The organism is Streptomyces sp. NBC_01171 (genome assembly GCF_045039805.1).
In the GTDB taxonomy this organism is placed as follows: domain Bacteria; phylum Actinomycetota; class Actinomycetes; order Streptomycetales; family Streptomycetaceae; genus Streptomyces.
The window spans coordinates 4,839,962-4,864,212 of record NZ_CP108609.1; the positions used below are offsets into that span (position 1 = coordinate 4,839,962).

Genomic DNA, 24,251 nt, shown 5'->3' on the forward strand with positions numbered 1-24,251 from the left:
CGCCGCTCTCTTCTGTGATGGTTCGTCAGGAGGCGGTCTGCTTGGCGTAGAGGGCCTCGATGTCGGCCGCGTAGTCCTTGGCCACCACGTTCCGCTTCAGCTTCAGCGAGGGCGTGAGGTGGCCCGACTCCTCGGTGAACTGGATCGGCAGGATGCGGAACTTGCGCACCGACTCCGCCTTGGACACCGCCGCGTTGCCGTCGTCCACGGCCGCCTGGATCGCCGCGTTCAGCTCCGGGTCCTCGCGCAGCGAATCCGCCGTGGAACCGGCGGGCTTGCCGTGCTCGGCGGCCCAACGGCCCAGGAACTCCTCGTCGATGGTGACCAGCGCGCCCACGAACGGCCGCCCGTCGCCCACCACCATGCACTCCGCGACCAGCGCGTGCGCCCGGATGCGGTCCTCGATCACGGCCGGGGCGACGTTCTTGCCGCCCGCCGTGACGATGATCTCCTTCTTGCGGCCGGTGATCCGGAGGTAGCCGTCCTCGTCCAGGGTGCCGATGTCCCCGGTGTGGAACCAGCCGTCGGCCAGCGCCTCGGCGGTCGCGGCCGGGTTGTTCCAGTACTCCTTGAACAGGTGCTCGCCGTGCAGCAACACCTCGCCGTCGTCCGCTATCCGCACGACCGAGCCGGGCAGCGGCTGGCCGACCGTGCCGATCTTCTGCCGGTCCCACGGGTTGAACGCCGTCGCCGCGCAGGACTCGGTCAGGCCGTAGCCCTCCAGCACCGAGAAGCCGATGCCCCGGAAGAAGTGGCCGAGCCGCTCGCCCAGCGGGGCGCCGCCCGAGATCGCGTACTCGCCCCGGCCGCCGAGCACCGCCCGCAGCTTGCCGTAGACCAGCTTGTCGAACACCTTGTGCTTCAGCTTCAGCTTCAGCGACGGGCCCGCCGGGGTGTCCAGCGCCCTGCTGTAGGCGATGGCCACGTCCGCGGCCTTGTCGAAGATCGCGCCCTTGCCGTCGGCCTGCGCCTTGGCGCGGGCGGAGTTGTAGACCTTCTCGAAGACGCGCGGGACGCCCAGGATCAGCGTCGGCCGGAACGCGGACAGCTCGTCGGTGAGGTTCTTGATGTCCGGGACGCAGCCCAGCTTGATCGGCGCCATCATCGGCGCGACCTGCACCAGCCGCCCGAAGACGTGGGCCAGCGGCAGGAAGAGCAGCACCGAGCACTCACCGGTACGGAACAGCGGGCGCAGCCGCTCCACGATGTTGCCGCACTCCGCGAAGAAGCTGCGGTGGGTCAGCACACAGCCCTTGGGGCGGCCGGTGGTGCCGCTGGTGTAGACGATGGTCGCCGGGTCGTCCGCCTTGGCGAGGGAGCCGCGCTCCGCGACCGTCGCGTCGGAGACGTCCTGCCCGAGCCGCGTCAGCTCCTCCAGGCCACCGGCCTCGATCTGCCACACGTGCTTCAGCGCCGGCAGCGACTCGCGCACCGAGTCCACGGCGGCCGCGTGGCCGTCCAGCTCCACGAAGGCGGCGGTCGCGCCCGAGTCGGAGAGGATCCAGCGGACCTGCTCCGGCGAACTGGTCTCGTACACCGGCACGGTGACCGCGCCCGCGCTCCAGATGGCGAAGTCCAGCAGGGTCCACTCGTAGCGGGTGCGGGACATCAGGCCGACCCGGTCGCCCGGCTGCACACCGGCGGCGATCAGGCCCTTGGCGGCGGCGTGCACCTCGGTGAGGAACTGCCGGGCCGTCACGTCCTGCCAGGCGCCGCCCACCTTGCGGGCGATGACGGCGACGTCCGGGTGCTGAGCGGCGTTTCTGCGGACGATGTCCGTCAGGTTGCCGTCGGCGGGGACCTCGTACAAAGCCGGAAGGCTGAACTCGCGCAAAACTGCTGCTCCTCGGGGCGGGTGCTCGGGGGTCCCGCATGCCGGGGTGTTCTCCGGAGCACGACCGGACTGCCCGGACGTTACCCGCCGGTATGACCTCTGGGACAGGGGGTCCGTGCCAGATGTTCGCTGCGTCACACGGGATAACCCGCTTGGGCGCACAGTAGTCCACCTCTTGACCAACGGGCGAGTAACCGCAGGCCAGACGGGCGACTGTTCACGTAGACCGCACACCTCTACCCTTGATCGCCATGGCTTCCACACCCGCCCGCGGCACCCGGACCCGCGTACACGTGATCAGCGACGTGCACGGGAACGCCCGTGATCTCGCGCGTGCCGGGGAGGGCGCCGACGCGCTGATCTGCCTCGGTGACCTCGTCCTCTTCCTCGACTACGCCGACCACTCGCGCGGGATCTTCCCCGACCTGTTCGGCGCGGAGAACGCCGACCGGATCGTCGAGCTGCGCACCGCCCGCCGCTTCGAGGAGGCGCGCGCCTTCGGGCGGAAGCTGTGGTCGGGGATCGGCACCGACCGGGACGCCGCGATCGAGCAGGCGGTACGCCGCCAGTACGCCGAGATGTTCGCCGCCTTCCCCACCCCGACCTACGCCACCTACGGCAACGTCGACATGCCGCCCCTCTGGCGCGAGTACGCCGGGCCCGGCACCACCGTGCTGGACGGCGAGCGGGTGGAGATCGGCGGCCGCGTCTTCGGCTTCGTCGGCGGCGGCCTGCGCACCCCGATGCGCACCCCGTACGAGATCGACGACGAGGAGTACGCGGCGAAGATCGAGGCCGTCGGCGAGGTCGACGTGCTGTGCACCCACATCCCGCCCGAGGTGCCCGAACTCGTCTACGACACCGTCGCCCGCCGCTTCGAGCGCGGCAGCCGGGCCCTGCTGGCCGCCATCCGGCGCACCCGGCCGCGTTACTCCCTGTTCGGCCATGTCCACCAGCCGCTCGCCCGCCGGATGCGGATCGGCGCGACCGAGTGCGTGAACGTGGGGCACTTCGCCGGGACCGGCAGGCCGTGGGCGCTGGAGTGGTGATGGCGGGCCGGGGGCGGCGCGGTAGCCTTCACGCTGCACACACGTGCGCACCCCGCGCGTGAGAGAACGTTCTTCGGCCGCATCTGGAGGAGCCACCGCGATGGCGGAACACACCAGTTCGAGCATCACGATCGAGGCGGCCCCGGCCGATGTCATGGCGGTGATCGCCGACTTCTCCCGCTACCCGGACTGGACCGGCGAGGTGAAGGAGGCCGAGGTCCTGGAGACCGACGGCCGGGGACGGGCCGAGGAGGTCCGCCTCGTCATGGACGCGGGCGCCATCAAGGACGACCAGACCCTCGCCTACACCTGGACCGGCGAGCACGAGGTCTCCTGGACCCTGGTGAAGTCCCAGATGCTCCGCTCCCTGGACGGCAGCTACCTGCTCAAGCCCGCGGGCGCCGGGTCCACCGAGGTCACCTACCGCCTCACGGTCGACGTCAAGATCCCCATGCTCGGCATGATCAAGCGCAAGGCCGAGAAGGTCATCATCGACCGCGCCCTGGCCGGCCTGAAGAAGCGCGTCGAGACGGGTTCCTGACGCCGGGCCCTCCCCGCCGAGGGCACCAACTGCCGTACGGCTCCGTTACCGTTCAGCCTCATGCGTACCCTCCTGATCACCGGGCCGGGCGGCAGCGGCCGCACCAGCGTCGCCGCCGCCACCGGGCTCGCCGCGGCCCGCACCGGCGCCCGCGTGCTCGTGCTCGGCGCCGACCGGGCCGACACGCTCGGTGCGGCCCTCGGCACGGTGACGGGACCCACGCCCACCGAGGCCGCCGAGAACCTCACCGTCTGGCGCCCCGACGCCGACGCCCGCTTCCGCGAGGACCTCACCGCCTTCCAGAACCGCGCCGGAACCGTCCTCGACCTCCTCGGCGCCTCCCGGCTGGACGCCGAGGAGGTCACCCCGCTGCCCGGCGCCGAGGAACTGTCCGTGCTGCGCGCCCTGCGCGACGCGGCTCTCTCCGAGCGCTACGACCTGCTCGTGGTGGACCTCCCCCCGCTGCCCCAGGCCCTCGCCCTGCTCGCCCTGCCCGAGGAACTCCGCCGCTACCTGCGCCGCCTCCTGCCGCCCGAGCGCCAGGCCGCCCGCGCCCTGCGCCCCGTCCTCGGCCGCCTCGCCGGGGTCCCCATGCCCGCCGACTGGCTGTACGAGACGGCTGCCCGCTGGGACCTGGAACTCGCCGCCGTCGAAGCCGTCGTCGCCGACCGGGGCACCACCGTCCGTCTGGTCGCCGAACCCGGCCCGGCCGGGGACGACGCCGTCCGCGCCGCCACCCTCGGCCTCGCCCTGCGCGGACTGCGCGCCGAGACCCTGATCGCCAACCGCGTGCTGCCCGAGTCCGCCGACGGCACCTGGCTCGCCGGCCCCTTCGCCCAGCAGCGCAAGACCCTGGCCGACTGGGCTCAGGAGTACGAGGTGCGCACCGTCCCGCACCTCGGCCACGACCCGCGGGGCACCGACGACCTCACCGCGCTCGCCCCGCCCGGCGTCAATCCCGCGCCCGACCCCGTCGAGTGGCCGGTCACCGACCGCCTCGCCGAGGACGGCACCCTCGTCTGGCGCCTGCCGCTGCCCGGCGCCGTACGCGACGACCTCGACCTGATCCGGCGCGGCGACGAACTCGTGGTCACCGCCGGACCCTTCCACCGGATCGTCTCCCTGCCGTCCGCCCTGCGCCGCTGCACCGTCGCCGGGGCCGCCCTGACCGACGGCGAGCTGTGTGTCCGGTTCGCGCCCGACCCCGCCCTGTGGCCCGGCACGGGACAGTGAACGGACTGCGCCGTTCGGGTAACGTCGAAGACGCGAACCGTAGTCAGGAGCCCGCCATGAGCGAAGAGCGCCCCGCACCCCAGCCCCCCGAGGAGCCCGAAGCTCCCCAGCAGCCGCGCCTGGGCGACGACGACGCCTGGGCCACCGCCACCGCCGAGGACCTGGCCGCCGAGAAGGCCCGCCGCCGCGGCACCAACCCCCCGCCCCCCGGCACGGCCGCCGAGGAGCTGCGCCGGCTCATGGACTCCGTGGCCGACAAGCTCTCCGGCCTCCAGTCCCCGCTGTTCGGCGCGGTGGCCGGGCCCGCCGCCCAGCAGGCGGTGCGCCAGATGGTCCAGCAGGCCAAGGCCGCCGTCGAGCCGGTCGTCGAGCGCAACCCCCAGGTCTTCGACCACCTCGCCGCCGCCGGGAGCGAGCTGCTCGCCGCCTACCGCTCGGCCGTCCAGGCCCAGGAGCGGCGCTGGACCACCGGCCCCACCCCGCCCCCGGCCGACACCCCGCCAGCCGGCCGCCGCGACCCAGGTGAGGGCACCGGACCGGGCGAGCGCATCGACCTGGACTGACGGTCTGGCCCGGTGGGGCCTCGGGTACCGTTGGCCCTAGCGGGGCTCGACCGGAACTGAGGGATTCATGGGACTCACCATCGGCGTCGACATCGGCGGCACCAAGATCGCGGCCGGCGTGGTCGACGAGGAAGGCAACATCCTCTCGACCTTCAAGGTGCCGACCCCCAGCACGCCCGAGGCCATCGTGGACGCCATCGCCTCGGCCGTCGAGGGCGCGCGTGCCGGACACGACATCGTCGGCGTGGGCATCGGTGCGGCCGGCTACGTGAACCGGCAGCGCTCGACCGTGTACTTCGCGCCCAACATCGACTGGCGCCAGGAGCCGCTCAAGGAGAAGGTCGAGGCCCGCGTGGGTCTCCCGGTGGTCGTGGAGAACGACGCCAACGCGGCCGCCTGGGGCGAGTACAAGTTCGGCGCGGGCAAGGGCCACCGCAACGTCATCTGCATCACGCTCGGCACCGGCCTGGGCGGCGGCATCATCATCGGCAACAAGCTGCGCCGGGGTCACTTCGGTGTGGCCGCCGAGTTCGGCCACATCCGGATGGTCCCGGACGGCCTGCTGTGCGGCTGCGGCTCGCAGGGCTGCTGGGAGCAGTACGCCTCCGGCCGCGCCCTGGTCCGCTACGCCAAGCAGCGCGCCAACGCCACTCCGGAGAACGCGGAGATCCTGCTGGGCCTCGGCGACGGCACCCCCGACGCCATCGAGGGCAAGCACATCTCGGTGGCCGCCCGTCAGGGCGACCCGGTGGCCGTGGACTCCTACCGCGAGCTGGCCCGCTGGGCGGGCGCCGGCCTCGCGGACCTGGCCTCGCTGTTCGACCCCTCCGCCTTCATCGTCGGCGGCGGCCTCTCGGACGAGGGCGAGCTGGTCCTCGACCCGATCCGCAAGTCCTACAAGCGCTGGCTGGTCGGCGGCAACTGGCGCCCGGTCGCCGACGTCATCGCCGCCCAGCTCGGCAACAAGGCCGGCCTGGTCGGCGCGGCCGACCTGGCGAGGGAGCCGGACCCGGTCATGTAGACCGGGTGAGTGCACCGACTCAGGGGCGCGGGGAACGTTCCCCGCGCCCCGAGTAGGTTGATCACATGCCAACCCCGTTCCCCAACTCCCGTACGGAGTCAGACGGTTCCGCGATCATCAGGGCCCTCAGTTACAACGTCCGCTCACTCAGGGACGACCCGGAAGCCCTGGCGCGAGTGATCGACGCCTGCGCCCCGGACGTACTCCTCCTCCAGGAAGCCCCCCGCTTCTTCCGCTGGCGCAAGAAGCTGGCCCGCCTCGCCAAGGCCACCGACCTCGTCTACCTCACCGGCGGAGCCCCCGCGGCCGGCCCCGCGATCCTCTGCTCCCTGCGCGCCACGGTCGAGCACACCGAGGACGTCCTGCTGCCCCTCACACCCGGCCAGCACCGAAGGGGCCTCGCCACCGCGGTCGTCCGCTTCGGCAAGGCCCGCGTAGGGCTCGTCTGCTGCCACCTCGGCCTCCAGAAGGCCGAACGCCAGGCACAGAGCGGCCTGCTCCTCGACCGCCTCGCCGCACTGGGCGTGGAGCACGCCGTGATCGGCGGCGACCTGAACGAGGGCCCGGCCGGCCCCGCCTTCACCCTGCTCGCCGACGCCCTCCAGGACGCCGCGACGGTCACCCCGTGGGGCGGCACGGACACCTTCTCCGCCACGGCCCCCGCCCGCCGTATCGACGCCGTCCTGGCCACCCAGGGTATCGAGGTGCTCGCCTGCGGAGTCCCCACCGACCTGCCCGGCGTCACCGGGAGCGACCTGAGGGCGGCCACGGACCACCTCCCGGTCCTGGCCGCCCTCAGAATCCCGGCGAGCGTCTAGCGAGGCTCAGACGACGGCTCCCCGGCCGGGGTCGTCGTCACCGTCGTCGTCCGTGCGCATCCGGGTCACCAGGGTGACGAAGCCGCCGAGGAAACCGCCGATGGCGAGCGTCGTCAGCCACCAGGTCATCTCCCAGCCCAGCAGCACGGCGAGCAGCAGCAGAATCGGCCCGCCGACCACCCCGAGCCAGGCGAACTTGGCGGTGGTGTCGGCGACGGGCAGCGGAGGCGGCTCGGGCGGTACGAAGTGACCCTCGCCGTCGTCATCGTCGTCGCCCGAGTCACCGGCGGCGTCGTCGGAGGGTTCGGCGGGGGTGTGGTCGCGCGGGCCGACACCGGGCGCGAAGGTGACCGAGCTGCCCAGCGGGCGTACCGGCGCGGGCTTCTCGGCGGTGCCCTCCTCGTCCGGTTCCGGCTCCGGGTCCTTCTCCAGCAGCGCGAGGTCCTCGATGGAGCGGAAGGGCTTGGAGCCGGGCGGGTCCGGCGGCTCGTCGCCGTACCCCGCGACGATGGCCCGCCAGGCGGCGTCCTCGTCGAAGGGCGTGCCGTGCTCGTCCGGCTCGCGGCCCTCGCGGTCGGAGTCGTGCTCAGCCAACGGGGGCCGTCCCTTCCTTGCCGACACGGGGAGCGAGCCGGTCGATGAAGGCGAGGCTCTCCTCGACGATCCGGTCCGCGTCATGGTCCAACGTCGCCACGTGGTAACTCTGTTCCAGCACGCTCTCGGTTACGTCCGTGGAGGACACCCGGCTCAGCACCCGTGCCGAGTCGGCCGCCGGGACCACGTGGTCCACCGCGCTGCGCAGCAGCAGCAACGGCTGCGTGACCTGCGGCAGCTCACCGTCCAGCACGCGCAGGAAGCGGCGCAGGGAGTGGGCCGCGTGCAGCGGGACCCGGTCGTAGCCCAGCTCGGTGGTGGCGCCCTTGGCGATGTCGCTGGCGATGCCCTTGGTGGAGGGCACCAGGTGCCGGACCACGGGCAGGGCGTGCGCGGCGAGTCCGTGCACCCGGTTCGCCGGGTTGACGACGACCACTCCGGTGACGCGCTCGCCGTGCTTGGCCGCCAGCCGCAGCGCCAGCGCGCCGCCCATCGACAGGCCGGCGACGAACACCCGCTCGCAGCGCTCGGAGAGCTGCCACAGCTCACGGTCGACGTGGGCGTACCAGTCCTCCCAGCCGGTGGCCCGCAGGTCCTCCCAGCGGGTGCCGTGACCGGGCAACAGGGGCAGCGACACCGACAGGCCGTGCGCGGCGAGGTGCTCCGCCCACGGGCGCAGCGACTGGGGCGAGCCGGTGAAACCGTGGCAGAGGAGAACCCCCACCTCCCCGCCGTCGTGGCGGTACGGCTCGGCTCCGGGAAGGACCGGCACCTTTGGGGCTCCTGTTCCGGTATGTGGATCTATGAGGAGTGCGGAATTGGCGGATGTACTTCACCGTACGCGACCGCATCGCCACCGACCAGGGTCGTCGGCGCCATTGGCGGCGGTCCGGGTTAAGGTCTGTGCGACGGAATCGGGAGGCACGTGGGTGTTGTACGGCACGATGAAGGTTGCCATCGGAGGGCCGCTGAAGGTCGCCTTCAGACCCTGGGTCGAGGGGCTGGAGAACATCCCGGCCGAGGGGCCCGCGATCCTGGCGAGCAATCACCTGTCCTTCTCGGACTCGTTCTTCCTGCCCACGATGCTGGACCGCAAGGTCACCTTCATCGCCAAGGCCGAGTACTTCACCACCCCCGGACTCAAGGGACGGCTGACGGCCGCCTTCTTCAAGGGTGTCGGGCAGCTCCCCGTCGACCGTTCCGGCGCGCGCGGTGCGGGCGAGGCCGCGATCAAGAGCGGCATAGAGGTGCTGGAGCGCGGTGAGCTGTTCGGCATCTACCCCGAGGGCACCCGCTCTCCCGACGGCCGCCTCTACCGGGGCAAGCCCGGCGGTCTGGCCCGCGTGGCGCTGGCCACCGGGGCGCCGGTGATCCCGGTGGCGATGATCGACACCGAGAAGATCCAGCCGCCCGGCAAGGTGATGCCGAAGCTGATGCGGCCCGGTATCCGGATCGGCAAGCCGCTGGACTTCAGCCGCTACCACGGCATGGACCACGACCGGTTCGTGCTGCGGGCGGTGACGGACGAGGTCATGTACGAGATCATGAAGCTCTCCGGCCAGGAGTACGTCGACATCTACGCGACGGCCGCCAAGCGGCAGATCGCGGAGGCGGCGAAGGCGGCGAAGGAAGCCGGCAAGGCGGAGAAGGCGGAGAAGACCGGGGCGTAGCGACCCGGCTCGGGGGAGGCGGGGGCGCCGTGGCCAGGGGCGAACGGGTCATGCGGATGTCGGTCGAGCTGCCGCTGTGGCGCGCGCTCACCGGCTACCGCGTCCTGACGATGCTGTACGCGCTCGGCCTGGGCGCCACCGCCTACACCCACTTCGTCCGCCCCTGGGTGGCCCTCGTCTACTACGCGCTGCTGGTGATCTGGACGCTCGCCACCGTGACCCGGGTGACCAGCGCGGCCCGCTGCACCCGGCGGTTCCTCGCGGCCGACCTGGCCGTGGCGGTCCTCGGCATCCTGCTCACCCCGCTCGCCGACGACCCGCACCGGATCGCGGGCGGTGGCCCCACCCTGCCGTCGATATGGACGGCGGGCGCGGTGCTGGCCTTCGCCCTCAAGGGCGGCTGGCGCTGGGCGGCCGGCGCCTCCACGGCGGTCGCCGTGGCCAACCTGGTCGAGCGGGGCGCCCCGGCGCGGGACACCGTGCACAACGTGATCCTGGTCTGGGTCGCCGCCATCGCCATCGGCTACGTGGTCGAGGTGGCCCGCGCCTCCGAGCGCACCCTCGCCCGCGCCCTGGAGATCGAGGCCGCCACCCGCGAACGGGAGCGCCTGGCCCGCGACATCCACGACAGCGTGCTCCAGGTACTGGCCATGGTCCAGCGGCGCGGCGCGGTCATCGGCGGCGAGGCGGCCGAGCTGGGCCGGCTCGCCGGGGAGCAGGAGATCGCCCTGCGCACCCTGGTCTCCGGCGGTCTGCTCCCCACCAGCCGCACCCCCGCCGACCCGGCCCAGGCCGACCCCGGCCCGTTCGACCTGCGCTCCCTGCTCGCCTCGTACGCCGGGTCCCGGGTGAGCCTCGCCGAACCGGGCGCGCCGGTCATGCTGGAGGCGACGGCGGCGCGGGAGCTGGCGGCCGCCGTCGGGGCGGCGCTGGACAACGTGCGGCGGCACGCGGGCGACGAGGCCCGTGCCTGGATTCTGGTCGAGGACGAGCCCGACGAGATCATCGTCACCGTCCGCGACGACGGTCCCGGCATTCCGCAGGGCCGGCTCGCGCTGGCCGAGGGTGAGGGCAGGCTCGGGGTGGCCCAGTCGATCCGGGGACGCCTGCGTGATCTCGGCGGCAGCGCCGAGGTGATCTCCGTGCCCGGTCAGGGCACCGAGGTCGAGTTGAAGGTACCGAAGAGCACCCGGACGGCGCGGGGGAAGGCGGAACGGCGATGACCGAGCAGGACCCGATCAAGGTGATGGTGGTCGACGACCACCCCATGTGGCGCGACGCGGTCGCCCGCGACCTGGCCGAGTCCGGGCTGCACGTGGTCGCCACCGCGGGCGACGGCGAGCAGGCGGTGCGCCGGGCCAAGGCCGCCGCCCCCGACGTGCTGGTGCTCGACCTCAACCTGCCCGTCAAACCCGGTGTGCAGGTCTGCAAGGAGCTCATCGCCCACAACCCGGCGCTGCGCGTCCTGGTGCTGTCCGCCAGCGGCGAGCACGCCGACGTGCTGGAGGCCGTGAAGTCGGGCGCCACCGGCTATCTGCTGAAGTCGGCGTCCACCGGCGAACTGCTGGACGCCGTGCGCCGTACCGCCGCCGGCGACCCCGTGTTCACACCGGGCCTGGCCGGACTGGTCCTCGGCGAGTACCGGCGGCTGGCCGCCGAGCCCGCGCCCGCACCCGAGGCCGGAGCGCCGGGCGCGCCCCGGCTCACCGAGCGGGAGACCGAGGTGCTGCGCCTGGTCGCCAAGGGGCTGAGCTACAAGCAGATCGCGGAACGCCTGGTCATCTCGCACCGCACGGTCCAGAACCACGTCCAGAACACCCTGGGCAAGCTCCAGCTCCACAACCGCGTGGAGCTGGTGCGGTACGCGATCGAGCGGGGCCTCGACGACTGACCTGGCCCAATCGGAGTATGCGCGAATTCACCGCCACGCCCGCTCATCGGTAACTCATGCACAACCACCCCATTGGCGGCACCGGGTCATGCATGGCGGCGCATACATCGCGGCCGGGCGGGACCGCGCCGACCCGTCTGCCGTAATCCGCCCCGACGCAATCGGGGGATGCGCCGGATGATCAGAATTTTGAGTCTGATTCTTTTCATCCCGCCTCCCGCCACTGAAGAAACGATTACTTGTAGTTGTCGACCGCTAATTTTCTCGGCGCGTAAATTTCCTGCGTAATATGCCGCAACAGCAACAAGGCTACCGGGCGTTCGGATAGGGCCCGGATGCCAACGGCCCCCACAGGAAATGGCCTTCGATGAAGCTGAAGTTCCATCAAGTGGCTCACCGCCGCAGTCTGTCCGGCGTGCTCGCCTCGGCTCTTGCCGCGACGGTCGCCGCCACGATGGTCGCGCTCACACCGACGCCGGCGCTCGCCATCGCCACGCCCGTTCCGCTGGCGACGGCCGCCAGCTACTCCGTGCTCGCGGGTACGCAGGTCACCAACACCGGACCCTCGGTGATCGCTCACGACCTCGGGGTGCACCCGGGCACGGCCATCACCGGCTTCCCGCCCGGCCAGGTGCTCGGTGCCGTCCACTCCGCCGACGCCGCCGCGGCCCAGGCCAAGGCGGACCTGGTCACCGCCTACAACAACGCCGCCGGCCAGGCCACGGACTTCGCGCTCCCGGCCGGCATCGGCAACGGCAACACCCTGCTTCCGGGTGTCTACAGCGCCGTGTCCGGTGTCGGGCTCAACGGCGACCTGATCCTGGACGCCGGCGGCAACCCGAACGCCGTCTGGGTGTTCCAGATCCCGGAGGCCCTGACGACGGCGTCCTCCAGCCGGGTGCTGCTCACGAACGGCGCTTCGCCGTGCAACGTGTACTGGCAGATCGGCAGTTCGGCCACCCTCGGCACGAACTCCACCTTCGTCGGCACCATCATGGCCCTGACCTCGATCAGCGTCACCACGGGGACGAACATCGAGGGCCGGGCGCTGGCCCGCAACGGTGCCGTGACGCTCGACACCAACCGGATCTTCCTCAACTCGTGCGCGAACACCACCACCGGTGGGACCACGACGGGTACCACGACCGGCACGACGACCGGCACGACGACCGGTACGACGACGGGTACGACGACCGGCGGCACCACCACCGGAACCGTCGCGGGTGCGACCACCGGCGGACTGCTCAGCGGGGGTCTGGTCACCGGCGGGGTCCTGGGCGGACCCCTCGTCACCGGCGGTGACACCTCCGGCAACATCGCCGGCAACACGTCCGGGAACACGGCGGGCAACACCGCCGGCAACACCACCTCCGGCAACACCGCGGGCAACACCGTCGGCGGCAACGGCAACGGCAACGGCAACGGCAACGGCAACGGCAACGGCCACGGCCACGGCCACAAGCCGGGTCACGGCAAGCACGAGAAGCCGCACCACGACGTCAAGCCGGGCCACGGCCACGGCGTCAAGCCGGGCCAGGGCCACGAGAGCAAGCCGGGCCAGGGCCACGAGAGCAAGCCCCAGCACCCCGACGAGACCTATGGCTACGAGGACAAGCCCGAGGTCCCGGAGATGGGTGACTACGGCAAGGCGTACAAGGGCTAGACGGCACCCACCGCGGTGAATTCGTCCACCGGACGACGGCGCACGGCGAGTCCTCACGGACCCGCCGTGCGCCGCCCGTGGCGATCCGCGGTGAATATCTGACGCGAGCAGTTATCTGAGAGAGGCGGGGTGGCGGTGCCGACCCGAATCGAATCGGCGGATGCGGAGTCGGAGGCGGAGGCGATCCAGCACTCCCTTTCCGGTCCGGCCGCACCTGAAGGCCCTGGCGGCGAGCTGACGCCGGAAATCCGGCCGACCGGTGTCCTCGTGGTGAGGACAGGCCTGTGGACCACTGTGATCCTTTGCGTGGCGGCGGCTCTCGTCCACGTTTTTCTTGTTTTCCTGCACGTCGCTCCCGCCAATACTGTGTCCAAAAGATTCAGCCCGCAGATCAACGCGTGGGTCTTTCCTTTTTTCGAACAGAATTGGCGACTTTTCGCGCCGGACCCTGAATCCGTCAACCGGCAGATCCTGGTGAGAACGGCCCACACCGGGCCGGGCGGAGCCATCCGGGTGAGCGGCTGGTTCGACCTGACCGCGGTGGACCACGCGGCGGTCGAACACGATCCGTTCCCGAGCCACACCGCCCAGAACCTGCTGCGCCGCGCCTGGTCCTCCTACGTCGATTCGCACGGCGGGGACGACAAGTCCCGTACGGAACGGGCCCTGATGATGCAGAAGTACCTGGCCGACATCGCCGCGGACCGGGTCGCCGCGCACAAGGGCGGCTCGTTCGACTTCGTCCAGCTCCGTGTCATCACCCGGCCCATCCCCGCCCCGGGCTCCGCGGGCAGCCCGCCCAAGCCCGCCGAGAACCGGCTTCTGCCGTGGTGGAAGGTGTCCAGCCATGGGAAGTGAGCAGATCTCCTCGACCGACCGGTGCGGCGCCCTCCGGGAACTGCTGACCGGCCGGCCGGTGTCCCTGTACGCCGCGTCGGTGCTGCGCATCGGCTACGGCTTCCTCTACCTGGGTTTCCTGCTGCGCGAGTTTCCGCACCGCCACGAGATCTGGGGCCCCGATTCGCCGTGGACCCCGGCCCTGGCACGGCAGCTCTTCGGTCAGACGGGGTGGAACAGCTTCCTGACCCTGTCCGACGACCGCGCCTGGCTGGAGCTCTGCTACGCGGCGGCCGTCGTCACGTCCACCCTGTTCCTGCTGGGCTGGCGCACCCGGATCACCTCCGTGCTCTTCGCCCTCGTGGTGACCTCGTTCCACGCCCGGGCGATCTTCATGACCGACGGCGGCGACAACCTGATCCTGCTGATGTCCCTCTACCTCGTCCTCACCGCGTGCGGCCGGCGCTGGTCGCTGGACGCGCGCAGGGTCCGGGCGAAGGCGGCCCGGGCGGACGGGGCGCAACAGGAGCCGGTGAAGGGCCCGCTCGTACAGGAACTCCGGGACGCCCGGATCACCCTGACCACGGTCGTGCACAACTGCGGCATGTTCCTCATCGCGGCCCAGGTCTGCTTCCTGTACGGATCGGCGGGCCTCTACAAGGTCCAGGGCGCCATGTGGGGCAGCGGCACCGCCCTCCACTACGTCCTCCACCTCGAACTCTTCCGCCCCTGGCCCGCCCTCTCCCAGTTCGTGGACGCGCACACCACGTTGATCGCGGTCGCCGGGTACATGACCGTGCTGTTGCAGGTCGCCTTCCCGTTCGTGCTCTTCGGCCGGCTCAAGTACCCCGTGCTGGTCATGCTGCTCGGGATGCACCTCGGCATCGCGGTCCTCATGGGGCTGCCGCTCTTCTCGGGCGCGATGATCATCGCGGACGCCGTGTTCCTCCCCGACCGCTTCTATGCCTTCCTGCCCCACCTGTACCGGCGCCTGGCCCGCAGGGGTCGGCCGGTGCCCCAGGAAGCAGCCGGCGCCGCATCGGTACCCGCACAGGCCGGCCCCGCCCCGCTCGGCTCGTCGGCCCGTCCCCCCGAGGGGGAGGACCCGGCAGCCGATCCCGTCGGAGACCGCTCCGCAGCCCGGTGATTCACCGGATTCGCCCCCTACCCCTCGTTGTGTGACCTGTATCACCCTTACCGTGGCGGAGTCGGGAAACCCGCGGCGAAGGGACGGACCATGCGCGTAGGAGTGCTGACCGGGGGCGGCGACTGTCCGGGCCTCAACGCCGTCATCCGGGCCGTCGTCCGCAAGGGCGTCCAGGAGTACGGCTACGACTTCACCGGCTTCCGGGACGGCTGGCGCGGTCCCCTCGAAGGGCGGTCCGTCCCGCTGGACATCCCCGCCGTACGCGGCATCCTCCCGCGCGGCGGCACCATCCTCGGCTCCTCGCGCACCAACCCCCTCAAGGCCGAGGACGGGGTGCGCCGCGTCCGGGAGAACCTCGCCGAACAGGGCGTCGACGCGCTGATCGTCATCGGCGGCGAGGACACCCTCGGCGTCGCCGCCACGCTGTACGAGAAGCACGGCGTGCCCTGCGTGGGCGTGCCCAAGACCATCGACAACGACCTCTCCGGCACCGACTTCACCTTCGGCTTCGACACCGCCGTCAACATCGCCACCGAGGCCATCGACCGGCTGCACACCACCGCCGAGTCCCACATGCGGGTGCTGGTCTGTGAGGTGATGGGCCGGCACGCGGGCTGGATCGCCCTGCACTCCGGGCTCGCCGGCGGCGCCAACGTCATCCTCATCCCCGAGCACCGCTTCGACCTGGAGGAGGTGTGCGGCTGGATCACCTCCCGCTTCGAGGCGGCGTACGCCCCGATCGTGGTCGTCGCGGAGGGGGCGATGCCGAGGGAGGGCGAGATGGTCCTCAAGGACGAGTCGCACGACTCCTTCGGGCACGTCCGGCTGTCCGGGGTGGGGGAGTGGCTGGCCAAGCAGATCGAGAAGCGCACCGGCAAGGAGGCCCGCACCACCGTGCTCGGGCACGTCCAGCGCGGCGGCACCCCGAGCGCCTTCGACCGCTGGCTCGCCACCCGCTTCGGACTGCACGCCATCGACTGCGTCCACGACGGCGACTTCGGCAAGATGGTCGCCCTCCACGGCACTCGCATCGAGCGCATCCCGATCTCCGAGGCGACCGCCGAGCTGAAGACGGTCGACCCGGAGCTGTACGCGGAGGCCGGGGTGTTCTTCGGCTGACCCGCGCTACGAGCCGGTGCGCGCCGTCAGCAGCCCGGAGACCGACTCCCGCACCAGATCAGCCCCGTTGACGGTCAGTACCGACTCCGGGTGGAACTGCACCGAGGCGAACCGGCCGGAGCGCAGCGCGTGCACCTCGCCGTCCGGCGTACGGCTCACCTCTACGCCGTGCGCGGCCAGTTCGCGTGCCGCCTCGTCGTCGCAGCGGGCCACGAAACTGTTGTAGAAGCCGACCGTCTCCGCCCGCCCGAACAGGTCGATCGCCGTCTGGGCCCCCTGGTACGGCACCCGCTTGCGGACGATGTCGAGACCCAGCTCCGCCGCGATCAGCTCGTGCCCCAGGCACACCCCGAGCACCCCGTGCCGGTGCTCGCGCAGCACGGTCGCCGTCAGCTCCCGCAGGGCCCGCATCTTCGGGTCGGCCGCGTCGGAGGGGTCACCGGGGCCGGGACCCAGTACCACCGGACCCTCGTGGGCCCGCACCGCCTCCGTCAGCCCCGGCTCGTCGAAGCGCCGTACGGTCACCTCCAGACCACCCGAGCGCAGGACGTGGGCCAGCATCGCGGTGAAGGTGTCCTCGCCGTCGACCACCAGCGCGTGCGCGCCCAGCGGGGCGGCCGGCTCCCGCATCCGCAGCCAGAACGGCGCCAGCGCCGAGCGGCGGCCGTCCAGCGCGGCCCGCACCCGCGGGTCGTCCGCCAGCCGGGGCCGCTCCCGCTCCGTACGCGGCCGGGCCGGGCGTACCCCGAGCGCGGCCAGCACGCCCGCCGCCTTCGCGTGGGTCTCGGCGACCTCGCCGGCCGGGTCCGAGCCGCGCACGAGCGTCGCGCCGACCGGCACGCTCAGCCGGCCGTCGGCGGAGATGTCGGCGGTGCGGATCAGGATGGGGGAGTCCAGGGTGCGGGCGCCCCCGGCGTCCCGGCCGAGCAGGGCGAGCGCGCCGGCGTAGTAGCCGCGCCCGGTGGGCTCGTACCGCTCGATCACGCGGCAGGCGTTCTGCACCGGTGAGCCGGTGACGGTCGCGGCGAACATGGTCTCGCGCAGCACGTCCCGGACGTCCAGCGAGGTCTTGCCGCGCAGTTCGTACTCGGTGTGCGCGAGGTGGGCCATCTCCTTCAGCCGGGGGCCGACCACCACCCCGCCCCGGTCGCCGACGGTGCACATCATCTTCAGTTCCTCGTCGACGACCATGGACAGCTCCTCGGTCTCCTTGGCGTCGGCGAGGAAGTCCAGCAGATGCTCCGGGGTCGGCCCCTCGGCGGGATAGCGGTACGTCCCGCTGATCGGGTTCATCACCACCGTGCCGCCGGACATCCGCACATGGACCTCGGGGCTCGCCCCGACCAACGTGCGCCCACCCGTCACCCGCCCCCGCCCTTCCGAGGAAGGCCCTTCGGGCCCGTCCTGATTTCCGGTGTGCACCACGAACGTCCAGTACGCGCCCCGCTCGCCCGCCAGCAACCGCCGGAACAGCGCGAGCGCGTCGGCCCGGGAGAAGCCGGGGATCTCGCCCCGGTAGGTCCGACGGATCACGAAGTTGGCGCCCTCCCCCCGCCCGATCTCCTCGCGCAGCACCCGGCCGACGATCTCCCCGTACTCCTCGTCGGGCACGTCGAACCCGCCGTCCTCGACCCGCACCGGATGCGCGGGCAGGGTTTCCAGCGCCCGCTCGAGCGGGACCTCGTACGACTCCTCGGGGTGGAGCACCAGCAGCGGGGTGCCGTCGTCGCGGACGTCGAAGCCGCGCTCGCGGATCTGCCGGAACGGGATCAGGGCCAGGCCCTCGTCGGGCAGTTCGGCCAGCTCCTCGTGGGCGGTGACCGGGCCGAGCAACACCTCGACCGAGGAGGTGTCCCGGCCGGGGGTGCGGCGGTGCAGCAGGGCGAAGGGGCGGCTGCCGTCGGCGAGACGGGCCAGGTCGGGCTGGGTCATGGGGGTCCTCTTGCGTCGGGCGGTCCGGAAGCGGGGACGACGGACGCCGGTCGTGGGACGGACCCCGGGAAACACCGAAGGCCGCCCCTCGGGCGGCCTTCGCGGAAGTCTCGGTAGTGCGCGCGAATCAGTGGGCCGCCGGAAAAGCGGTCCACCACCAGTTCTGGATCGACTGCGCGAACATGGCGCCGACCCTACCGCATCGGCCCGGCCCGACGCGGGGAAAGGCGTCCACGGAGCAGTCACCCCGTCTCACCCTTCGGGCGGGGCGGGGAGCACCGGTTGCGACCCCGTAATGTTGGGAGGGTGACCGTGAACGCTGATTCCCGAGCCGTTGCCGCCGAGGCGACCTGGCGAGACCTGCCCGCGGCGCAGCAGCCCGAATACCCGGATACCGAGGCTCTGCGCGAAGTGATCGCGGAGCTGTCGACCTATCCGCCCCTCGTCTTCGCGGGCGAGTGCGACCAGTTGCGCGCCCGCCTGGCGGCCGTCGCCAAGGGCGAGGCGTTCCTGCTCCAGGGCGGCGACTGCGCCGAGTCCTTCGACGGAGTGAGCGCCGAGCACATCCGGGCCAAGGTCAAGACGATCCTCCAGATGGGCGCCGTGCTGACGTACGCCGCGTCCGTCCCGGTGGTCAAGGTCGGCCGGATCGCGGGCCAGTACTCCAAGCCGCGCTCCAAGCCCACCGAGACCCGCGACGGCGTGACCCTGCCGGTGTACCGGGGCGACTCCGTCAACGGCTTCGACTTCACCGAGAAGAGCCGCTACCCGGACCCCGAGCGGCTGAAGCGGATGTACCACGCCTCCGCCTCCACGCTGAACCTGGTCCGCGCCTTCACCACCGGCGGCTACGCCGACCTGCGCCAGGTGCACGCCTGGAACCAGGACTTCGTGAAGTCCTCGCCCTCCGGCCAGCGCTACGAGCAGCTCGCCCGGGAGATCGACCAGGCGCTGAACTTCATGCGGGCCTGCGGCGCGGAGCCGGAGGAGTTCAAGACCGTCGAGTTCTACTCCTCGCACGAGGCGCTGCTGCTGGACTACGAGTCCGCGCTGACCCGCGTCGACTCCCGCACCGGCAAGCTGTACGACGTCTCCGGACACATGGTGTGGATCGGCGAGCGCACCCGGCAGATGGACGGCGCGCACATCGAGTTCGCGTCCAAGATCCGCAACCCGATCGGCATCAAGCTCGGCCCGACCACCACGGCCGAGGACGCGCTGCGCTACATCGACCGTCTCGACCCCGACCGGGAGCCGGGCCGGCTGACGTTCATCGTCCGCATGGGCGCCGACAAGATCCGTGACCGGCTGCCCGAGCTGGTGGAGAAGGTCACGGCGTCCGGTGCCACGGTGGCCTGGGTGACCGACCCGATGCACGGCAACACCTTCGAGGCGGCCTCCGGGCACAAGACCCGCCGCTTCGACGACGTGCTGGACGAGGTCAAGGGCTTCTTCGAGGTCCACAAGGGTCTGGGCACCCACCCCGGCGGCATCCACGTGGAGCTGACCGGCGACGACGTCACCGAGTGCGTGGGCGGCGGCGACGAGATCTTCGTCGACGACCTCCACCAGCGCTACGAGACGGCCTGCGACCCCCGGCTCAACCGCAGCCAGTCGCTGGACCTCGCCTTCCTGGTCGCCGAGATGTACCGGGACCAGTGAGGCCCGAGCGGCGCCGAGCATGAAGTGGGGCGCGGATCACATGAGATCCGCGCCCTTCCGCTTCCCCGGCCCCCTGCCACTGGGTTAGGTTAGGTTTGCCTCACCGAAATCCGGCGACGGCAGCTATCGGCGGTCCCGTCGGGAGGTGAACCTGGTGTTCGTCTGCAGTTGCTTCGGCGTCACCGAGCAGCAGGTCAAGCAGCACGCCGAGGACGGCGCCTGCACCCCGCGCCAGATCGCCTCCGCCTGCAAGGCCGGCACCGACTGCGGCGGTTGTGTCCGCCGCATCCAGGCCCTCCTCGGCCGGGGCGCCTGCCCGCGCCGCGAGCAGATCACCCAGCGCCCGCCGGTGCTCGTCACCGCCGCCGCAGAGGCACCCGCACGCCGCCTCGGTGACGCCGCCTGACCCTCGGGCTCAGCCCGCCACGTCCGGCTGGACCTGCTCGATCAGCGTGGACAGGTAGAGCGACTCACCCAGCTTCTCGATCAGGTCGAGCTGGGTCTCCAGGTAGTCGATGTGCAGCTCCTCGTCGGCGAGGATCGCCTCGAAGACGTTGGCCGAGGTGATGTCGCCCTTGGCACGCATGATCTCCACGCCCCGGCGCAGCCGGTCGATGGCCTCGACCTCGATCTGCCGGTCCGCCCGGAACATCTCCGTCACCGTCTGGCCGACCGAGACGTGGAAGAGCCGCTGGTAGTTGGGCAGGCCGTCCAGCATCAGGATGCGGTCGGTCAGGGACTCCGCGTGCCGCATCTCGTCGAAGGACTCGGCCCTGGTGTACCGGGCGAGCTTCGTCCATCCCTTGTGGTCCTGGAGCTTGGCGTGCAGGAAGTACTGGTTGATCGCGGTCAGCTCGGCGGTGAGCTGTTCGTTGAGCAGCTCGATGACCTCGGGGTCGCCTGACATCGGGATGGGCTCCTTCCGGACATACCTGGCAGATGCTGCCGCATGATTCCATCGGCGCCCGGAGCCGTCCAGTAAGCGCACACTTATTAGGTAATGCCGGAAATGTACCTGTGCTGGTCGGATGCACCCCGCCGGGTCTGTCAGGATGGAGACATGGGTCATCCGGTGGAACGCGCGTCTGGAACGGGGGCAGCGGCAGATCTTCCGCCGGGGCAGCGGCTCCAGCGCGGCTGGCCGGTCACGCACTACGGGCCCGTGCCCAAGTTCCGCCCCGAGCGCTGGGACTTCCGGGTCTTCGGCGCCACCGCCGACGGTGACAAGCGGTCCTGGACCCACGAGGAGTTCACCGCCCTGCCGTACGCCACCGTCGTGGCCGACCTGCACTGCGTGACGAAGTTCAGCATGCTCGGCGCGGAGTGGGGCGGCGTGCCCGCCCGCGCGATCCTCGACCTGGTCCCGCCCGCCCCCGAGGTCACCCATGTGATGGTGTGGGCGGAGTACGGCTTCAGCGCCAACCTCCGGCTGGCCGACTTCGCCGACGACCGCGCCATCTTCGCCATCCACAAGGACGGCGAACTCCTCACCGCCGAGCACGGCTTCCCGGCCCGCCTGGTCGTCCCGCACCTCTACGCGTGGAAGGGCCCCAAGTGGGTCCGGGGCGTGGAGTACATGACAGCCGACCGCCGGGGCTTCTGGGAGCAGCGCGGGTACCACAACGTGGGCGACCCCTGGAAGGAACAGCGCTACTCCTACCAGGAGGAGCCCGGAGACGGTCCCGAGCTCTAGCCGTCCCTGAGCCGCTTCAGCCGGGCCACGTCCGCCGCGTGGCCCTCCTTGCCGCCGGGGGTCTCGATGACCAGCGGCACGCCCGCCGTGGCCGGGTGAGCCATCAGAGCGCGGAACGGCTCCTCGCCGATGTGTCCCGAGCCTATGTTCTCGTGGCGGTCCTTGTGTGCGCCGGCCACATCCTTGGAGTCGTTGGCGTGGATCAGCTTCAGCCGCCCCTCGCCCACGGTCTCCACCAGCAGATCGAGGGTCTGCCGCATGCCGTCCGGGCCGGTCAGATCGTGCCCGGCGGCGTAGATGTGGCAGGTGTCCAGGCAGACGCCGAGCTTCGGGTGGGCGTCCAGCGCCTCGAAGTACGGGCCGAAGTCCCAGGTCCGCGAGCACAGCGAGGAACCCTGACCGGCCGTCGACTCCAGAAGCAGGAACGGGTCGTCGTCGTGGGTCAGCTCGTCCAGCAGCGGCAGCAGATGCTCGCGAACCTGCTTCAGGGCCACCTCGCGCGGGCGCCCGCCGGTCGCGCTGCCGGTGTGCACCACCACCCCGAGCGCCCCGATGTCCCGCCCGCGCCGCAGGGAGTGCCGCAGCGAGTCCACCGATCGCTCCACCGTCGCCTCGGTGTGCGAGCCGAAGTTGATCAGATAGGGCGCGTGCACGTACGCCGGTACGGACTCCGCCGCGCAGGCCGCCCGGAATGCCTCGTCCTGCGCCGGGTTCCCGGCCGGGGTGGCCCAGCCGCGCGGGTTGGCCACGAAGACCTGCACGGTCTCCGCCCCCAGCTCACGGGCGTACGGAAGCCCCGTCGAGTGCAGCCCGCCGGCCACCGGCACATGCGCGCCGACGGGGTTGCGGAGGGCACCGGGGACGGTGAGGGGAGCTGCGGGGGACGGCTGGAGTGTCACCCGTTCAGGGTGTCACGCCGCCTCGCGCCCCCGGCCCCGCGGCCGCGGTGAGACCGGTCACCGGATGGTGATCGTGACCTGCGAGCCCTTGGGCGCCTCGTCGCCGCCCGCCACCGACTGCTTCTTCACGGTGTCGCCGAACAGCCCCAGCAGACCCCGGTCCTCGTGGACCTCGAACCCGGCCGCCTCCAGCTTCCGGTGCGCGTCGTCCACGTTCGACCCGACCACGTCCGGGACCCGCACCATCTCCGGGCCCTTGGACAGCGTCAGCGTCACCGTGTCGCCGTCGGCGCCCTGGGCACCCGCCTCCGGCGACTGGAGGGCCACCTGGCCCCTGTCGTAGTCGGAGTTGACGCGCTGGGCGGCGATCTTCACCTTCAGACCGGCGTCGGTCAGGTCCTGACGCGCGCTCTCCACGTCCTCACCGCTGACGTCCGGGACGTCGACCGGGGCGCCCTTGCTGACGACCAGCGCGATCGCCGAACCGGCGTGCCGCTCGGTGCCCGCGTCCGGTGTCGTACCGATCACCGAGCCCCGGCCCACCTCGTCGCTGAACTCGCGCGTGACCATGCCCGGCTCCAGCCCGGCCGCCTTCAGCCGCTCCCGCGCCCGCTCCAGCGGCTGCCCCTCGACCCTGGGCACCGAGACGGTACGCGGGCCCAGCGAGACCGTGAGCCCCACCGAGGCGTGGCCCCGGACGCGGGAGCCGGCCGACGGGTCGGTGCTGATGACCGTGCCCCGGTCCACCGTGTCGCTGTAGGCGCGCTTCACGCTGCCCACCTCGAGACCGGCCGCCTTCAGCCGCTGCTCGGCCTGGTCCTGGGTGCGCGACAGCACCGGCGGCACCCTGGTGAACTGGCCCGAGTTGATGTACCAGACCCCGCCGCCGACGCCGAGGCACACCAGCACCGCCACCAGCAGCGTCAGCAGCCCGCGCCGGGGCCGGGACCGGGCGGCGCCGCGCCGGGTGGGCGGGGGCGCGAGGTCGGTCGTGTGCAGCACGCTCGTGACGTCGTGAACGTCCTCGCCGTCCCCGTCGACCGGGAGCGGCCGGACCATCGTCATGGCGCGCGGCAGCACGCTCGTACGGTCGCCCGCGTTGTCGTGGGCGACCGACAGGGCCTGCGGGGGCAGCGCGTCGAGCTGCTCCTCGGTGAGCGTGCCGCGCACCCGCAGCACCTCGCCGAGCAGCGCGGCCGCGTCCGCGGGGCGCAGGGCCGGGGTGCGGGCGGTGGCGGCGGCCACCAGCCCGTCCAGCTCGGGGGCCAGGCCCGGCGCCAGCGCCGAGGGCGGGGGTACGTCGTCGTTCAGGTGCTTGTAGATGACCTGGGCGGGGGAGTCCCCGGAGTGCGGCTTGGCGCCGGTCAGCATCTCGTAGAGCACGACACCGCAGGCGTACACGTCCACGCGCGGGTCGGCGGTGCCCTGCTCGATCTGCTCCGGGGCCAGGTAGGAGACGGTGCCGAGGACCGAGCCGGTGGTGCTGGTGACCGTGTCGACCGAGCGCACCAGGCCGAAGTCGGCGACCTTGACCCGGCCGTCGTCCCCGATCAGCACGTTCTCCGGCTTCATGTCCCGGTGCACGAACCCGGCCCGGTGGGCGGCGCCGAGCGCGGCGAGCACCGGCTCCACGATGTCCAGGGCCGCCCTCGGCCGCAGCGCGCCCCGCTCGCGCAGCACGTCGCGCAGGGTGCACCCGGCGACGTACTCCATGGCCAGGTAGACGTAACCCCCGTCGGTGCCCTGGTCGAAGACCTGCACCACGTTGGGGTGGGACAACCGGGCGACCGATTTGGCCTCGCGGATGAACCGGTCCACGAACCCGCCGTCGGCGGCCAGCGCCGGATGCATCACCTTGAGCGCCAGGACCCGGTCCAGCCGGATGTCCAGGGCCCGGTAGACGGTCGCCATCCCGCCGACGGCGATCCGCGCCTCGACGCGATAGCGGCCGTCGAGCACCTGGCCGAGGAGGGGGTCCGAGAGGGTCGTATCCACGCGGGCGAGTCTACGAGGGGTGCGCGGGGGCGGCGCCCGCTGCGCCGTCCGGGTGAGCGGCTGCAGCAGAGCTGTGACCGTCCGGCGAGG

At 71.8% G+C, this 24,251-nt stretch carries 24 protein-coding genes; 16 read left to right on the forward strand and 8 right to left on the reverse strand.

Annotation, left to right across the window (positions count from 1 at the left end; genetic code table 11):
* Nucleotides 1–25 precede the first annotated feature (25 nt).
* Nucleotides 26–1,834, reverse strand: a complete 1,809-nt coding sequence (locus OG448_RS22290; protein WP_405556294.1) for an AMP-dependent synthetase/ligase — start codon at nt 1,832–1,834, stop codon at nt 26–28.
* A gap of 251 nt (nt 1,835–2,085) precedes the next feature.
* Between OG448_RS22290 and OG448_RS22295 the strand changes: the two genes are divergently transcribed.
* From OG448_RS22295 to OG448_RS22320, 6 genes are all read left to right on the forward strand, one after another.
* Entirely contained in the window at nt 2,086–2,883 is a 798-nt protein-coding gene (locus tag OG448_RS22295) for a metallophosphoesterase (RefSeq protein ID WP_405556295.1), read from the forward strand.
* 100 nt (nt 2,884–2,983) lie between these two features.
* Entirely contained in the window at nt 2,984–3,424 is a 441-nt protein-coding gene (locus OG448_RS22300; protein WP_030810292.1) for an SRPBCC family protein, read from the forward strand.
* A gap of 60 nt (nt 3,425–3,484) precedes the next feature.
* Nucleotides 3,485–4,657 carry an ArsA family ATPase gene (locus OG448_RS22305; protein ID WP_405556297.1) on the forward strand — a complete coding sequence of 391 codons (1,173 nt, stop codon included), beginning with the start codon at nt 3,485–3,487 and terminating at the stop codon, nt 4,655–4,657.
* Between the two features lie 56 nt (nt 4,658–4,713).
* Nucleotides 4,714–5,220, forward strand: a complete 507-nt coding sequence (locus OG448_RS22310; RefSeq protein ID WP_405556298.1) for a DUF5304 domain-containing protein — start codon at nt 4,714–4,716, stop codon at nt 5,218–5,220.
* A 67-nt stretch (nt 5,221–5,287) separates the two neighbouring features.
* Nucleotides 5,288–6,241, forward strand: coding sequence for an ROK family glucokinase (locus tag OG448_RS22315; RefSeq protein ID WP_391291456.1), 954 nt, complete (start codon nt 5,288–5,290; stop codon nt 6,239–6,241).
* Nucleotides 6,242–6,306: 65 nt separating this feature from the next.
* Nucleotides 6,307–7,059, forward strand: coding sequence for an endonuclease/exonuclease/phosphatase family protein (locus OG448_RS22320; RefSeq protein ID WP_405556300.1), 753 nt, complete (start codon nt 6,307–6,309; stop codon nt 7,057–7,059).
* 6 nt (nt 7,060–7,065) lie between these two features.
* Here OG448_RS22320 and OG448_RS22325 read toward each other — a convergent pair whose 3' ends face one another.
* Together OG448_RS22325 and OG448_RS22330 are read right to left on the reverse strand one after the other, a co-directional pair.
* Nucleotides 7,066–7,653 carry a hypothetical protein gene (locus tag OG448_RS22325; RefSeq protein WP_405556301.1) on the reverse strand — a complete coding sequence of 196 codons (588 nt, stop codon included), beginning with the start codon at nt 7,651–7,653 and terminating at the stop codon, nt 7,066–7,068.
* Nucleotides 7,646–8,425 carry an alpha/beta fold hydrolase gene (locus OG448_RS22330; RefSeq protein ID WP_164191325.1) on the reverse strand — a complete coding sequence of 260 codons (780 nt, stop codon included), beginning with the start codon at nt 8,423–8,425 and terminating at the stop codon, nt 7,646–7,648. The genes OG448_RS22325 and OG448_RS22330 overlap by 8 nt, the downstream gene beginning before the upstream one ends.
* Before the next feature lie 160 nt (nt 8,426–8,585).
* On the opposite strand from OG448_RS22330, the gene OG448_RS22335 reads away from it, so the two are divergent.
* From OG448_RS22335 to OG448_RS22365, 7 genes are all read left to right on the forward strand, one after another.
* Nucleotides 8,586–9,323 carry a 1-acyl-sn-glycerol-3-phosphate acyltransferase gene (locus OG448_RS22335; protein ID WP_037855357.1) on the forward strand — a complete coding sequence of 246 codons (738 nt, stop codon included), beginning with the start codon at nt 8,586–8,588 and terminating at the stop codon, nt 9,321–9,323.
* Nucleotides 9,324–9,352: 29 nt separating this feature from the next.
* Complete coding sequence (gene macS, locus OG448_RS22340; protein WP_405556303.1) at nt 9,353–10,546, forward strand: MacS family sensor histidine kinase; 1,194 nt, start codon at nt 9,353–9,355, stop codon at nt 10,544–10,546.
* Entirely contained in the window at nt 10,543–11,214 is a 672-nt protein-coding gene (locus OG448_RS22345) for a response regulator (protein WP_405556304.1), read from the forward strand. Before macS ends, OG448_RS22345 begins: the two co-directional genes overlap by 4 nt.
* Before the next feature lie 367 nt (nt 11,215–11,581).
* Nucleotides 11,582–12,877 carry an ice-binding family protein gene (locus OG448_RS22350; RefSeq protein WP_405556306.1) on the forward strand — a complete coding sequence of 432 codons (1,296 nt, stop codon included), beginning with the start codon at nt 11,582–11,584 and terminating at the stop codon, nt 12,875–12,877.
* 246 nt (nt 12,878–13,123) lie between these two features.
* Nucleotides 13,124–13,735, forward strand: a complete 612-nt coding sequence (locus OG448_RS22355) for a DUF5819 family protein (protein WP_405558892.1) — start codon at nt 13,124–13,126, stop codon at nt 13,733–13,735.
* Nucleotides 13,725–14,861, forward strand: coding sequence for an HTTM domain-containing protein (locus OG448_RS22360; protein WP_405556308.1), 1,137 nt, complete (start codon nt 13,725–13,727; stop codon nt 14,859–14,861). Before OG448_RS22355 ends, OG448_RS22360 begins: the two co-directional genes overlap by 11 nt.
* A gap of 90 nt (nt 14,862–14,951) precedes the next feature.
* A complete protein-coding gene (locus tag OG448_RS22365; RefSeq protein ID WP_405556309.1) occupies nt 14,952–15,980 on the forward strand; it encodes a 6-phosphofructokinase in 1,029 nt (342 codons plus the stop codon).
* Between the two features lie 6 nt (nt 15,981–15,986).
* Here OG448_RS22365 and OG448_RS22370 read toward each other — a convergent pair whose 3' ends face one another.
* Nucleotides 15,987–17,912, reverse strand: coding sequence for an anthranilate synthase family protein (locus tag OG448_RS22370; protein ID WP_405556311.1), 1,926 nt, complete (start codon nt 17,910–17,912; stop codon nt 15,987–15,989).
* A 127-nt stretch (nt 17,913–18,039) separates the two neighbouring features.
* Nucleotides 18,040–18,096 (reverse strand): trp operon leader peptide, encoded by a 57-nt coding sequence (locus tag OG448_RS22375; protein ID WP_350881435.1) that lies wholly within the window; start codon nt 18,094–18,096, stop codon nt 18,040–18,042.
* A gap of 122 nt (nt 18,097–18,218) precedes the next feature.
* Between OG448_RS22375 and OG448_RS22380 the strand changes: the two genes are divergently transcribed.
* Together OG448_RS22380 and OG448_RS22385 are read left to right on the forward strand one after the other, a co-directional pair.
* Nucleotides 18,219–19,574 carry a class II 3-deoxy-7-phosphoheptulonate synthase gene (locus OG448_RS22380; protein ID WP_135790431.1) on the forward strand — a complete coding sequence of 452 codons (1,356 nt, stop codon included), beginning with the start codon at nt 18,219–18,221 and terminating at the stop codon, nt 19,572–19,574.
* Between the two features lie 154 nt (nt 19,575–19,728).
* Nucleotides 19,729–19,980, forward strand: coding sequence for a bacterioferritin-associated ferredoxin (locus OG448_RS22385; RefSeq protein WP_405556313.1), 252 nt, complete (start codon nt 19,729–19,731; stop codon nt 19,978–19,980).
* A gap of 9 nt (nt 19,981–19,989) precedes the next feature.
* Here the strand turns inward: OG448_RS22385 and bfr are convergent, their stop codons facing one another.
* On the reverse strand, nt 19,990–20,481 hold the full coding sequence (gene bfr / locus OG448_RS22390) for a bacterioferritin (RefSeq protein ID WP_405556315.1): 492 nt from the start codon (nt 20,479–20,481) through the stop codon (nt 19,990–19,992).
* A gap of 153 nt (nt 20,482–20,634) precedes the next feature.
* Here bfr and OG448_RS22395 point away from each other — a divergent pair, with 153 nt between their 5' ends.
* A complete protein-coding gene (locus OG448_RS22395) occupies nt 20,635–21,267 on the forward strand; it encodes a sulfite oxidase-like oxidoreductase (protein ID WP_405556316.1) in 633 nt (210 codons plus the stop codon).
* On the opposite strand, the gene OG448_RS22400 is transcribed toward OG448_RS22395, so the two are convergent.
* Complete coding sequence (locus OG448_RS22400; RefSeq protein ID WP_405556318.1) at nt 21,264–22,166, reverse strand: deoxyribonuclease IV; 903 nt, start codon at nt 22,164–22,166, stop codon at nt 21,264–21,266. The genes OG448_RS22395 and OG448_RS22400 overlap by 4 nt on opposite strands.
* A gap of 57 nt (nt 22,167–22,223) precedes the next feature.
* Nucleotides 22,224–24,161, reverse strand: coding sequence for a Stk1 family PASTA domain-containing Ser/Thr kinase (gene pknB, locus OG448_RS22405; protein WP_405556320.1), 1,938 nt, complete (start codon nt 24,159–24,161; stop codon nt 22,224–22,226).
* Between the last annotated feature and the right edge of the window lie 90 nt (nt 24,162–24,251).

Bases quoted from the DNA above. Each gene is read 5' to 3' on its own strand.
- OG448_RS22295 (WP_405556295.1), top strand. From the start codon at position 2,086: ATGGCTTCCACACCCGCCCGCGGCACCCGGACCCGCGTACACGTGATC.
- OG448_RS22300 (WP_030810292.1), top strand. From the start codon at position 2,984: ATGGCGGAACACACCAGTTCGAGCATCACGATCGAGGCGGCCCCGGCC.
- OG448_RS22305 (WP_405556297.1), top strand. From the start codon at position 3,485: ATGCGTACCCTCCTGATCACCGGGCCGGGCGGCAGCGGCCGCACCAGC.
- OG448_RS22310 (WP_405556298.1), top strand. From the start codon at position 4,714: ATGAGCGAAGAGCGCCCCGCACCCCAGCCCCCCGAGGAGCCCGAAGCT.
- OG448_RS22315 (WP_391291456.1), top strand. From the start codon at position 5,288: ATGGGACTCACCATCGGCGTCGACATCGGCGGCACCAAGATCGCGGCC.
- OG448_RS22320 (WP_405556300.1), top strand. From the start codon at position 6,307: ATGCCAACCCCGTTCCCCAACTCCCGTACGGAGTCAGACGGTTCCGCG.
- OG448_RS22345 (WP_405556304.1), top strand. From the start codon at position 10,543: ATGACCGAGCAGGACCCGATCAAGGTGATGGTGGTCGACGACCACCCC.
- OG448_RS22350 (WP_405556306.1), top strand. From the start codon at position 11,582: ATGAAGCTGAAGTTCCATCAAGTGGCTCACCGCCGCAGTCTGTCCGGC.
- OG448_RS22360 (WP_405556308.1), top strand. From the start codon at position 13,725: ATGGGAAGTGAGCAGATCTCCTCGACCGACCGGTGCGGCGCCCTCCGG.
- OG448_RS22365 (WP_405556309.1), top strand. From the start codon at position 14,952: ATGCGCGTAGGAGTGCTGACCGGGGGCGGCGACTGTCCGGGCCTCAAC.
- OG448_RS22370 (WP_405556311.1), bottom strand. From the start codon at position 17,912: ATGACCCAGCCCGACCTGGCCCGTCTCGCCGACGGCAGCCGCCCCTTC.
- bfr (WP_405556315.1), bottom strand. From the start codon at position 20,481: ATGTCAGGCGACCCCGAGGTCATCGAGCTGCTCAACGAACAGCTCACC.
- OG448_RS22395 (WP_405556316.1), top strand. From the start codon at position 20,635: ATGGGTCATCCGGTGGAACGCGCGTCTGGAACGGGGGCAGCGGCAGAT.